This window comes from Pseudomonas sp. GW822-FHT05A08, assembly GCF_058800485.1.
The window spans coordinates 2540162-2553622 of record NZ_CM179511.1; the positions used below are offsets into that span (position 1 = coordinate 2540162).

Genomic DNA, 13461 nt, shown 5'->3' on the forward strand with positions numbered 1-13461 from the left:
TCTGGCATTCGCGGCTGAGTACCCCGCATATGCCGCTGGCGCTGCGTGGCCAGCAGCCAGGCGAAGGGCGCGACAGGCAGCCCGAAATGCTCAAGGTGGCGTTGCCGGCCCGTACCCTTGAAGGGTTGGCACGGATGGCCGAACAGCACAACGTGAGTAGCTACAGCTTGATGCTGGCGGCCTTTGGCCTGTTGTTGCGACGTCTGGGGGCGACCAGGCAACTGCGTGTAGCGACTCCTTTTTTCGGCCGTCCGCATACGCAGTTCGAAGACCTCGTGGGCTACTTCGTCAATTTGTTGGTGATGCCCCTGGATGTTCCCGAGGAGTCCGCGCTGGGGGACTGGTTGCCGACCTTGCAGCAGGAGCTGCTCGAGGCACTGGAGCATGGCCATTATCCGTACCCGCGCCTGCACCAGGAACTGGCGCGTCCGGGACAGCCGCTTTACGACGCGGTGTTCATGTACCAGAACTGGGTGCGCTCGACCCAGCGTCGACTGGCATCGAGTGGACGACACCTGCAGCCCATGCTGCAGATCCAGCAGCAAGTCGATTTCCCGCTGGCGTTCGAGGTTTTCGAAGGCGAGGAGGGGAGTACGCTGTTCTGTCATTTCGACGCGGCGATTTATCCGCCGGCGATGATGCAGGAACTGCAACGGCAGTACCTGGAGCTGTTGGCCACGCTGCCAGCGTTGGCCGCGGCGCAGGGTATTCCCCAAGCCGTGGCGCCAGCGGCACAACCCAGCCTGGCGGCGCTGTTCGAACGGCAAGCGGCGCTCACGCCTCATCAGGTGGCATTGATCTGCGACGACCAGCAGCTTGACTACCAGCGACTCAATCAGCGCGCCAATCAACTGGCCCGCGAGATCCGGCAAGCGCTGCCAGCCTATGGCGAACAGGAGGTCGTGATCGGCCTGTTGCTGGAGCCGGGGCCGGCGTTTGTCGCCGCTGCGCTGGCCGTCTGGAAACTCGGCCTGGCCTATCTGGCGCTGGACCCGGCACTGCCAACCAGCCGTTTGGCCTACATGGTCGCCGACAGTGGCTGCCTGCTGGTGGTCAGTCACGGGGCCGCCCGACAGCGTTTGCAGGGAACCCTGGAATGGGCCGTGCCAGAGTTGGACCTTGATGCCCGACAGGCGCAGATCGACGCTCAAGATGTCAGCGATGGCGTGAGCAGCCGGTTTCAGGATTTCTGCTACGTGATCTATACCTCCGGCTCCAGTGGCCGTCCCAAAGGCGTCAAGGGCAGCCAGCGTGGCACGCTCAACCGTCTGCAATGGGGCTGGAACACCTTCCCCTATGGAGAACAGGAGTGCTGCTGCCAGAAGACCTCACTGAATTTTGTCGACCATGTGGCAGAGCTTTTTGCTCCGTTGCTGCAGGGCGTACCGAGTGTGGTTCTTCCCGACCACTGGTTGCGCGAACGTGGCGCGGCGGCTTTTCTCCAGGCTCTCGAGGGGCATCGGATCACTCGGATGGTGGTGATCCCGTCGTTGCTGCGGGCGATGCTGCAGGAGCCTTCGGCCGCTACGGCGCTCGGCAGCTTGCGTTATTGCTTCAGTAGCGGCGAACCCTTGTCGGCGGATCTGGCAAAAACCTTCTTCGCTCTTTGCCCGCAGTCCGAACTGATCAATATCTACGGCTCCAGCGAAATGAGCGCGGACGCGACCTTCAAGCGCGTCACACCGGGGGCTGAAGAGCAGATCAACATCGGCCGTGAGCTGGACAACGTGAGCGTGGTCATCGTCGACGAGCAGGATCGTCACTGCGCCATCGGCGTCACAGGGCAATTGCTGGTCGCCGGAGATGCCCTGGCCCTGGGTTACATCGGCCAGGATGACGAACACGAACAGCGTTTTGCGCTGCTGGATCTCGATGCCACGGGGCCCCGGCGGTACTTTCGCAGTGGCGACCTGGGGTATCGGCTGGCGAATGGTGAGATGGTGCTTTCGGGGCGCCATGACCAGCAGGTCAAGGTCAAGGGACAGCGAATCGAGCTCGGCGAGATTGAAGCCGCGCTGCGAGAGCATGCCGGTGTCCTGGAAGCCTTGGTCAAGCAGGTCGGTGAAGACTCGGGACTGGAAGCGTTTCTGACGCTGAGCGAAGCGCTCGATGGTCGCACCCTGCGTGAGCACCTTGGCCGGACCTTGCCGCGGTACATGATCCCCAATCGCTTCTATCAGCTGGCGCAACTGCCGAGACTGGCCAGTGGCAAAGTCGACCGGTTGAGCCTCTCGGCGGCGGGGGCTCGCTTGCTGCCCTACGACGCGCAACACGAGCCTGGCGGCCCGGACTCGGCAATCGGCAGCGATAACGCGACGCGCCTGCTGCAGGCCATTGCGCAAGTCCTGCAGGTGGCGGCCAGCGAGCTCAGCCTTGACCAGGACTTCTACCAACTGGGCTTTGATTCATTCCGTTTCGTACTCCTGGCCGACGCCTTGAACACTGCGTTTGGCGTCAACAGCTCACCAGCGGACTTCTATCGCCATGGCACGCCGCGCAAGTGGCTGGCCAGCCTGGCGTTGCCCTCCGGTGATGAGGCTCGTGAGCCTGTACCGACCTCGGCGGCCCTCGATGAACCTATCGCGGTGGTGGGGATGGCCGGGGTGTTCCCCGGCGCCGATGACCTGGGCCGTTTCTGGCAGCAGTTGTATGAGGGGAACGACCTGGTCAGCGAAACCCCCGCTGCCCGCTGGCGTTGGCAGGACTATGCCGACCAGCCGGGGGGCGCCGCCTTGCGCTGGGGCGGGTTTATCAACGATGTCGACAAGTTTTCTCCCGGCTTCTTCGGCCTGTCGCCGCTGGAGGCCGAATTCATGGACCCGCAGCACCGCTTGTTCCTCGAGTCGGCCTGGCATGCCCTGGAAGATGCCGGTTATGCGCCGCGTACATTGCCCGAGCGTGAGGTGGGCGTGTTTGTCGGGGTCAGTTCAATGGATTACGCCGGCAAGCTGATGATCAACGGTGAGGTCGATCCGCTGGCGAATTTCGGTAATGGCCACAGCATGCTGGCCAACCGAGTGTCCTACCTGCTCGACCTGACGGGGCCGAGCGTGGCGATCGACACCGCCTGCTCCAGTTCGTTGGTGGCGATTCACGAGGGGGTCAAGGCCATTCGCAATGGCGATTGCCGCTGGGCCCTGGTGGGTGGGGTCAATATTTTGCTCGAGCCGCGCATCACGCTGGCCATGGGCAAGGCCAAGATGCTCAGCCCCGAGGGGCGCTGCAAGACCTTTGCCGCTGATGCCGATGGTTATGTGCGAGGCGAGGGGGCCGGGGTGCTGGTCCTCAAGACGCTCAAGCAGGCCTTGGCCGATAACGATCAGATCCATGGCGTCATTCGCGGTAGTGCGGTCAATCACGGTGGCCGTGCCAATTCGATGACCGCCCCCAATCCCCAGGCACAGGCCGATCTGGTGCACCAGTTGTACCAGCGTGTGGGGATCAGCCCGGATCAGGTGAGTTACATCGAGACCCACGGCACGGGGACTCCGATTGGCGACCCGATTGAAATCAACGCGCTGAAGGAAGCCTGGCAGCGCGGCGGGTATCAGCCCGCATCCGGGGCGCGCTGCGCCCTGGGGGCCTTGAAAAGCAATATCGGCCACCTCGAGGCCGCCGCCGGGATCGCCGGTGCAATCAAGTTGTTGCTGTGCCTCAAGCACAAAACGCTGGTGAAGAACCTGCATTGTGCGCGCACCAATCCCTACATCGACTTGCAGGACAGCCCGTTCTATCTGCTCGAGGACAGCGGTCCCTGGCTGATCGACTCCACGCGTCCACGCATGGCCGGGCTCAGTTCGTTCGGTATCGGTGGAACCAACGCTCACCTGCTTTTCGAAGAATTCTCAAAGGAATCTGCTGATGAATGATCGTGATGACCAACTGATCGTGCTTTCGGCGTTGCAAGCGCAGACTCTGCCAGTACTGGCGCAACAGTTGCTCGAGCATGTGCTCGGCCGGCCGGATCTGGCGCTGCCCGATATTGCCTATACGCTCCAGGTCGGCCGCGAAGCCTTGCCGCACCGTCTGGTGTTGCTGGCGGTGTCCATGACGCAGTTGATTGCCCGGCTCCAGGACTATGTGCAGTCGCCCGAAGCGCTTGAACCACCGTTCTGGAGCGGGGTTGCCGAGCGCGCCCGGGTCGAGCAATGGAGCGTCGAGCAATCCCGCGAGGCCAGCCATGAGTCCCTGGCCAGGGCCTGGGTCGACGGAGTCACGCTACCCTGGGCCGGGCTCTGGGCCGGGCAAGCGGTACGCCGGACCAGCCTGCCGGGTTACCCCTTCGAACGTGAACGGCATTGGGCGCAGCCGGAACAGCTCGCCCAGGCCGAGCCTCAAGGTGGAGTCACGCATCACGCGCATTTGAGCGGCAACGAGTTTTTCCTGCTTGACCATCGACTCAATGGCCGGGCGATTTTGCCAGGCGTGATGTACATCGAACTGTTGAGCCGTGCGCTGCGCGCCGCGGGGCAACCGGCCGCGCCCTTTCAGTTGCGCGACCTGCTCTGGTTGCAACCGATGTGGGGGGATGCCGCCGGGATCGATCTGCAGGTGCTTCTGCGGGCGGGGGGCGAGCGTGGGCAACAGCTCGAGGTCCGCTCGCGAGCGGCTGACGGTCAATGGGTGGTGCACTGCAAGGCTGAGGTCTGCGCTCCCTTGCGAACGGCCAGCCGCCTGGACATCCCGGCGCTTGAGCAACAGGCCAAGAGCCAGTTCACAGGAGCCGAGTGTTATCCGCAACTGACCGCCATGGGGCTGGAGTACGGTCCTGGCCACCAGTGTATGGAGCGTCTGTGGGTCGGTGACTTCGGTGTCCTGGTCAAGCTCCGCGCGCCTGAGCTCACCGAGCCTGCGCAGGAGGACTTTCTGGTCCATCCGGGAGTATTCGACTCGGCCCTGCAAGCGGCCCTGGGGCTGAATATGCAGGTGTCGGGCGCGGGCCAGGCGAGCGTTCCCTTCGCTCTTGCGCACTTCGAACTGCTGCGCGCATCGGCGCCGCCATGCTGGGCCTGGCTGCGGCCACAGCCGGGAGCCGGGAGTTCGGCAGCATTGCAGTTGATCGATATCGATCTGTTCGACGCCGAGGGCGAGCCCGTGGCGCTGTTGCACGGATTGGCCTCGCGCGTGCTGGCGCCCAGCAGCGCTGCTTCCACAGGGCCGGCGCCAGCCCCTGCCGCACCCGCACCCGCACCCGCGCCGGCCGGGGATCTGCGCTACGCGGCGCTCGCCTACTTTCGCCAGCAGTTCGCGCGGATCCTGCGTCTGAACGAAGACGACATCCAGGAGCAGGTGCAACTGGAGCAGTACGGTATCGACTCGATCATCATCATTCGCCTGACCGATGAGCTGGAAAAGACCTTTGGGCGTTTGTCCAAGACATTGTTCTTCGAGTACCAGTCGCTGGGGGAAGTGACGGACTACTTCATGGCCGAGCATGCAGCGGTACTGCAAGGAATACTGGAGCCGGAAACCCAGACCCCACCCCCCGCGGTAGTCGGCGTCACTCCTGCCTCGGTGGTCGCGTCCGAAGCGCCGGCACCGATGCGCTCCGCCAATGAAGACGATGATCAGGAGATCGCGATCATCGGTCTGGCGGGGCGCTATCCTGGGGCACGCAACATGGAGGAGTTCTGGAGCTGCCTGGCGAACGCCCAGGACATGATCCGTGAAATTCCAGCCGAGCGTTGGGACCACCAGCGCTTCTATGACCCGGCCAAGAACACCATCGGCAAGACGTACTGCAAGCACGGTGGCTTCATCAATGATGTCGACAAGTTCGATCCCTTGTTCTTCGGCATCTCGCCGCGTGAAGCCATTGGCATGGAGCCACAGGAGCGCCTGTTCCTGGAGTGCGCCTATGAGACGCTGGAGGATGCCGGTTACACCCGCAGCAGCCTTCCGGCGGCGCCGGGCGGCGGCAAGGGACGCAGTGTCGGGGTGTTTGTCGGGGTCATGTACGAGGAGTACCAGCTGTTCGGCGCTCAATCGACTGAGCGCGGTTACCCCTTTGCCGTTCCGGGGCATCCGGCCTCGATCGCCAATCGGGTGTCCTACATTTTCAACCTGCAAGGCCCGAGCATCGCGCTCGATACCATGTGCTCGTCCTCCATCACCACCTTACACCTGGCCTGTCGCAGCATTCGCGACGGCGAGTGCGAAATGGCGTTGGCAGGTGGCGTTAATGTGTCCATTCATCCCAACAAATATCTGATGCTGGGCCAGGGTGGCTTCGCGTCGGCCAAGGGCCGCTGCGAGAGCTTCGGTGAAGGTGGCGAGGGGTATGTGCCGGGCGAGGGGGTGGGTGCGGTATTGCTCAAGCGCAAACGTCAGGCCATTGCCGATGGTGACCAGATCTACGGCGTCATCAAGGCTTCGGTGCTCAACCACGGTGGCAAGACTAATGGCTACACGGTCCCCAATCCACTGGCCCAGGCCGAACTGATCTCGGCGGCGTTGGCCCAGGCCCGGGTTCCGGCGCGTGCGGTGAGTTACATCGAGGCCCATGGCACAGGCACGCCACTTGGCGATCCGATTGAAATCGCCGGGCTGTCCCGGGCATTTGCCCGGCAAACCCAGGACCGGGGCTTCTGTGCCATCGGTTCGGTGAAGTCCAATATCGGTCACTGCGAGAGTGCTGCCGGGATTGCCGGGATCAGCAAGGTGCTGCTGCAGATCAGGCACGGACAACTGGCCCCTTCGCTGCACTCGGCGACCCTCAACCCCAACATCGATTTCGCCGGCAGCCCATTCTATGTGCAGCGCAGCCTGACGCCGTGGCAGCGTCCGACGCTGAGTGAGCACGCCGTTGAAAAGACCTGGCCCCGCTTGGCGGGGATCTCGTCTTTCGGGGCGGGAGGGGCTAACGCCCACCTGTTGATCGAGGAGTACCTGCCTTCGAGCGTGCCGCCGCATACGGCGAGGTCAATGCCCGTGGCCATTGTGCTTTCGGCAAAATCCGCAACCGCCCTGCATCTTTCCGTGCAGCGGCTGGCGGCGGCGCTGGCCAGCCCGGCATTGTCGTCAGCGGACCTGTCTGGCATTGCCTTTACCCTGCAGGTCGGACGCGAAGCGATGAGCGAACGCCTGGCGCTATGCGTGAGCTCTCACCAGGAGCTGCGGACTCGACTGGAGGCCTGGTTGCAAGGCGACAAGGTTGCGGCGGGCCTGTTAAGTGCAACGGTCAGCGCCGCGTCGGCCAGTGGGCCGAGTGTCGCCGCGACCGATCTGCCAGCCGCCGTCGCGGCCTGGGTCGCGGGTCAGGAGGTGGACTGGCGTACGGCGTATGCACAGCCGTACCCGCAAAAAGTCAGTCTGCCGACCTATCCGTTCGCCCGTGAGCGCTATTGGGTCGAGGACGAGGTCGAGGCGGCCATGCTGGCCGATGCCGGTCGCGCCGGCCAATGGCCGACAACACGGCCACTGCATCCGCTGGTACAGAGCAACACTTCCTGCGTCGGCCTGCAACGCTTCAGCAGCCGCTTCGATGGCCGTGAGTTTTTTCTCGACGAACACCGCATCAACGGGGAGAAACTCTTGCCTGCCGCGGCATCCATCGAGATGTTCACGGCGGCGGCGAAACTCAGTCATCGCCAGGGGCGCGGTGGTTCTGCGCTACGCCTGAGCCAACTGGCCTGGCTGCAGCCGATCTGGCAGCGCACGGCTGAACTGCGGCTGGACATCGAGGTACAGGGTGAGCCCGATACCGCTGACTGGCACCTGCGGTGTGTCGACGCTCAAGACCCTGAGCGTGTGTATTGCCAGGCCACTGTCGCCGATTGCCCATCGCGTTCGCTTCGGCATGACGTCGAGCAATTGATCGCCGGCTGCAGTCGCCATCTGAGCGGCGCCGAGCTGTATCAAGGCTACCGGGAGGCCGGTTATGAGTATGGCGAGTCTTTCCAGAGCATCGAGACGCTGTGGGGTAGCGATGACTATGTGATTGCCAAACTGCATATGCCGCAGGCCCGAGAGGCGAGCCAGGCCAAACCGTTCGATGTGCCGCCCTCGTTGCTGGACGGTGCGTTGCAGGCGAGCGCGGGGTTGATGCTGCCCGGCGCGCCTGCCGGTTTCTCGGTGGCCCTGCCGTTCGCCATCGACAGCCTGGAACTGTACGGCCCTTGTGAGAACACCCTGTGGGCGTACGTCCGGCGTCAGCCGGCGCAGAGCGAAGCGATCACCCGGTTCGACATCGATCTGTGCAATCGCGCGGGCAATGTCTGTGTCGCCATCAAGGGGTTCAGCTCGTTACGGCTCAAGTCGGGCGATACGACCGGGCCCACGATGACCACCCCCGGCTCAACCCCGCACACCCTGGCCAGCCGCGCCACGACCGAGGCCGAGCAGAAGGTCTATCTGTTGCCGCAGTGGACCCTGGCGCAGCCGGAGTCCAGTCCGTTGTCCCATGATCTGCGGCGCCTGTTGATCCTGGGGAGCCGGCAGGAAGACCTTGCGCGAATCGTCGAAGGCCAGCCTGATGCGGTCTGCCTGCAAGTCAGCCCCGACAGCGGCAGTGCCGAGCTCTTGGCCTTGCTCGAAGGTCGGGATATCGAGCATCTGATATGGCTGGCCCCCAGCGGCAGGCATTCGCCTTTCGATCAGGCCGAGATCCTGCAGGCGCAGCAGGGCGGGGTGATGTTCCTGTTCAACTTGTTCAAGGCCTTGCAGCAGATGCCGGTTGCCAGCACGGTGTTCGAGTTGACCGTGGTGCAGTACGAGACCAGCAGCTTCGACGGGCAGGCGAGCAATTTTACCCAGGCAGGCGTGCATGGCCTGGTCGGTACCATGGCCAAGGAGTCGCCGCGCTGGCGGGTCCGCAGCGTCGACATCGAGCGCGACAGCGTGGGAGCCCTCAGGGATATCCTCCGCCAGCCTTGTGACCCTCTGGGCCTGCAACGAGTGCGGCGCAACGGCCACTGGTACGTCCGCCAATGGCTCAAGACCGAGTTCCAGCAGCCGCCACGCGGCGACTACCTGTGCCAGGACGGTGTCTATGTGGTGATCGGCGGGGCAGGCGGGCTGGGCACCGCGTGGAGCGAATACGCGATTGGCCACTGCAATGCGCAGGTGATATGGCTGGGGCGGCGGGCGCTCGATGCCGATATTCAACGACAGATAGACAGCTGTGCCCAGGCAGGGCGTGCGCCGGTCTATTACCAGGCCGACGCTTGCGATCTGGAGGCTCTGCAGGCGTGCCTGCAGCAGGTTCGCCAGCGTTTCGGCAGCATCCATGGCGTCATCCATTCGGCGTTGCTGCTCGAAGACAGCACGCTGGCGAATATGGATGAGGCGACACTGCGTCGGGTGTACTTCGCCAAGCTCCAGAGCAGCCTCAACCTGGGGATCGCACTGCGAGAGGCGCCCCCGCAGTTCCTGCTGTTTTTCTCCTCGACCGTGGTGTTCACCCCGCCGCTGGGCCAGGCCAACTACAGCGCCGGGTGCCTGTTCCAGAATGCCCTGGCGGAGCAGCTGGCGCGGGAGTTGCCGAGCCGGGTCAAAGTCATCAACTGGGGCTTCTGGGGCAATACCGGTATCGCGGCCTCCGCACACTACCGTGAACTCATGGCGCGTAACGGCATTGCCTCCATCGAGCCGGTGGATGGCATGGAAGCGTTGAACTACCTGTTTGGCGACGACCTCGATCAGCTGGCGTTGCTCAAGGTCACGGACAAGGTCCGCAACCCGCCCGCGCTGATTCCTTCCGACGAACAGTTGACGGTGCTGGCGGCACAGTCCGGGCTGCCTGGCCATGACTCGGACCAGGCTGCCCGCCCCGATGGCAGCGTTGTCGAGCGCTGGCGCCAGTGGGCCGCCACCCCGGGTGCCGCCGTATCGATACTGGACATGGGGGGCTGTTTCGCGGCGCGCGGCGATGTGCTGGAGCATCTGCAAGCCACGCAGCGGTATGTGTGCAGCCACGATGGCGATGCCGAGCGGTTGATGATCGCCGGGCTGGAAGGGCAGGTTGGCGGACTGCAAGCGGTGGCTTTCGACCCGCAATGTGACATCGCCGGGCAAGGCCTGAAACCGGGGGAATACGATCTCGTCATTGCCCTGGCGCAAGCGGCTGGAGATTTCCGGCTGACGTTGCGCCACATCAAGGTGTTGCTCAAACGCCAGGGAAGCTTGTTGGTCGCCAGCCATGGACGCACCGACGAGCTGCGCCTGGCCTTGCATCGGGAAGGCTTCAAGGTGATGGGGCAGCTGTCGGATACGGTCAGCGGCGAGGTGCTGGAAGCCGTCAGCGATGGGGTCATTCGTCAGCCGTTGCGTTCGCCAGCCAACGCACAACACGCGCCGCAGGCGAGCCAGCCGCCGGTGACGGCTCAGACCGCCCAGGTACACGAAGGGCAACTGCTCGACGCCGCTCTGGTCCACTTCAAGCGCCTGATCGCGCAGGAGCTGCGGATTCCCGTGGAGCGCCTGGACGTCGACGAACCGCTGGACAGCTATGGCATCGACTCGATCTATTCGGTACGGCTGGTTGCGATCCTCAATCAGTCCTTCGCCGATGTGAGCAATACACTGTTTTTCGAGGTACAGAACATCCGCGCCCTGGTGATGCATTTCATCAACAAACATCGGCTCGAGTTGGAGACATTGCTGGGGGTGCAGTCGACGCCGTCGGACGTCGCGCCGGCGCCAGCGTTCGCAGCACCGGCGCCGATTCCGCTGGCCGCTTGGCCGCAGGCGCCGAGCGCTGTTACGGATCCCCGGAGCAGCGCCTGTGACATCGCCGTTATCGGGATGAGCGGGCGGTATGCCCAGGCAGACGACCTGGAAGAGTTCTGGCAGAACCTGTCCCAGGGGCGCAACTGCATCAGCGAAATTCCGCCAAAACGCTGGGACTGGCGCCAGCATTTCGATGAGCAGCGTGGCAAGTGGGGCAAGCACTACAGCAAATGGGGCGGATTCATCCGCGATATCGACGCGTTCGACCCGTTGTTTTTCCAGATATCGCCGACCGAAGCCGAGCGTATGGACCCACAGTCCCGTTTGTTCCTCGAACAGGCGTATGCCTGCATCGAGGAGGCCGGTTACACCCCCGGTACGCTATCGAACGGAAACCGGGTCGGGGTGTTTGTCGGGGCAATGAACGCCGACTACGTCAACGGCGCCAGCTACTGGTCGATCGCCAATCGGGTTTCCTACCTGTTCGACTTCAAGGGGCCGAGCCTGGCGGTCGACACGGCGTGCTCCTCGTCCCTGAGCGCCATTCACCTGGCAATCGACAGTCTGCTGTCGGGGTCGTGCGACAGCGCGATTGCCGGTGGGGTCAATCTGATCATGAGTCCGACCCACTACATGGGGCTGTCCCTGATGGGGATGTTGTCGGAGAGCGATCAGTGCCGGGCCTTCGGTGCCGACGCCGATGGTTTCGTCGACGGTGAAGGGGTGGGCGCGATTCTGCTCAAGCCGCTGTCGGCCGCGGTGGCCGCTGGCGATCACATTTACGGGGTGATCAAGGGCAGTGCGATGAATGCCGGAGGTCGCACCAGCGGTTTCACGGTGCCGAACCCGGCGGCGCAGACCGCGGTGGTGAGCGAGGCCTTGCGGCGCTCCGGAGTTCCCGCGCGCCAGATCAGCTATGTCGAGGCGCACGGGACCGGTACGCCGCTAGGTGACCCGATCGAGATCAAAGGCCTCAGCGATGCATTTGCCGACGCTGGCAACGAGCGTCAGTTCTGCGCCCTGGGTTCGGTCAAGAGCAATATCGGCCACTGCGAAAGCGCCGCCGGCATCGCCAGCGTGACCAAGGTGCTGCTGCAGCTCAAGCACTCCACACTGTTGCCGACGCTGCATAGCGAGCGCAGCAACCCGCGTATCGATTTCGCGCGCACACCGTTCAAGCTGCAACTCAGCGTGCAGGAGTGGCAACGCCTGTCGGTGGAGGTGGACGGCCAGATGCACTCCGTAGCGCGCAGTGCGGGCATTTCATCATTCGGGGCCGGCGGGGCCAACGCCCATCTGATCATTCAGGAGTACCAGGACCTGCGACCGCGGACTCCCATTGCATCCGGCGTGGTATTGATCCTGTTGTCGGCGCAGTCGGCTCCCCAGTTGCGTCAGCGCGCCGAACGTTTGCTGGCGCATTTGCAGGGAAGCGGTGCTCAGGTCGATCTGCGGGATTTGGCCTACACCCTTCAGGTGGGGCGCGAACCCATGGAGCATCGCCTGGCGTTCGGCGCTTCGACGCGGGAAGCGGTCTGCGAAACCCTGAAGGCGTTTGTCGAAGGGCGCGATGTCGAGCGGGGCGAGCTGTTCCAGGGCTCCGTGCAGGATCACCGCGAGGCCATGGGCCTGCTGCAGGGCGATGAGGACCTGCGCCAGACCATCGATCACTGGTTTGAAAAGGGCAAGCTCGGCAAGTTGTTGGCCCTATGGGTCAAGGGCTTGCAGGTGGACTGGCAGCGCTTTTATGCCGAGCGGCCGGGTCGGCGCGTGAGCTTGCCGACCTATCCGTTCGCCAAGGAGTTCTTCTGGCTCGACCTGGGGGCGCAGGCGGTCGCGCTGTTGCCGTCACTGGCGGCGCCCGCGCAGCTGCATCCGCTGTTGCAGGAAAACCGTTCTGGCCTGGAGGGCGTTCGTTATGTGAGTCATTTCAATGGCTCCGAGCCCCTGTTCAGGGATCACCGTGTTGCCCGGCAACGTCTGCTACCGGCTGCCGCGCAGGTGGAAATGATTCGTTGCGCGGCCACCTCGGCGCTGGGGCAGGCGGTCGATAGCGTGATGCCCATGCGCCTACGGGACCTTGCGTGGGTGACACCGGTCAGCGGCGAGCAGCCGCTGAGCCTGGAGTTGGTGCTCAAGCGCACCGCCACGGACCTGCAATTCTGTCTCGGGCAGTCGATCTCTGCGGCCGAGGGGACCTTCCATTGTCAAGGCAGCATCGACTTCCCTGAAGCCCAGGCCCGGAGCGTGGTTGATCTCGACAGCCTGCGCGATGCCTATCCGCCACTGGCGCTCGGCGCCGCCGATTTCTACCAAAGACTGGCCGAGCATGGCCTGGAGTACGGCGCGTCGTTGCGTACCCTGACTTGGCTGGGGAGCAAGCCGGACAGCTTGCTGGTGGGCCTGAGCGCAGATCCGCAGGCCTATACCGATGCGCGTTATGTGATCGATCCCGGTGTGCTCGATGGGGTTCTGCAGGCACTGGCCCTGTTCGAGCCGGCGGCGGCCGCCGGGCCACAGCCGTCAATAGCCTTGCCTTTCGCGGCGGACAGCATCGAGTTGTTCGCGGCCTGTCGCGGCACGTTGTGGGCGCATCTGCGGCGACAACCGGCGTTCAACGCCCTGGGGCCGAAAACCGATATCGATGTGTACGACCAGGCCGGGGGCCTGTGCCTGTCGCTGCGCGGCCTGGTAACCCGTGGATTGCCCGCCGATGCCACGCCATCTCTGGAAGACGACGCACTGGTGATTCTGAGTCCCCGGTGGACGCTGGCCAACCTTTGAAGTCCGAGG

Annotated in this window: 2 protein-coding genes (1 of these 2 running past the window's edge); both read left to right on the top strand. The window is 63.9% G+C overall.

Translation table 11 applies throughout. The features are described 5' to 3' along the window. Positions 1–3869, top strand: partial view of an amino acid adenylation domain-containing protein gene (locus tag AC3RCP_RS11480; RefSeq protein WP_492575579.1) — the final stretch only. Its footprint begins 10879 nt before the window's first position; only the last 3869 of its 14748 coding nucleotides appear in the window; its start codon lies beyond the left edge, outside the window; it ends in the stop codon at positions 3867–3869. After that, positions 3862–13452: an SDR family NAD(P)-dependent oxidoreductase gene (locus AC3RCP_RS11485; protein ID WP_492571482.1), complete on the top strand. Its 9591-nt coding sequence runs from the start codon at positions 3862–3864 to the stop codon at positions 13450–13452. Before AC3RCP_RS11480 ends, AC3RCP_RS11485 begins: the two co-directional genes overlap by 8 nt. The last annotated feature ends 9 nt before the right edge of the window (positions 13453–13461 follow it).

Coding starts and splice junctions, on each gene's coding strand:
- AC3RCP_RS11485 (WP_492571482.1), top strand. CDS start 3,862: ATGAATGATCGTGATGACCAACTGATCGTGCTTTCGGCGTTGCAAGCG.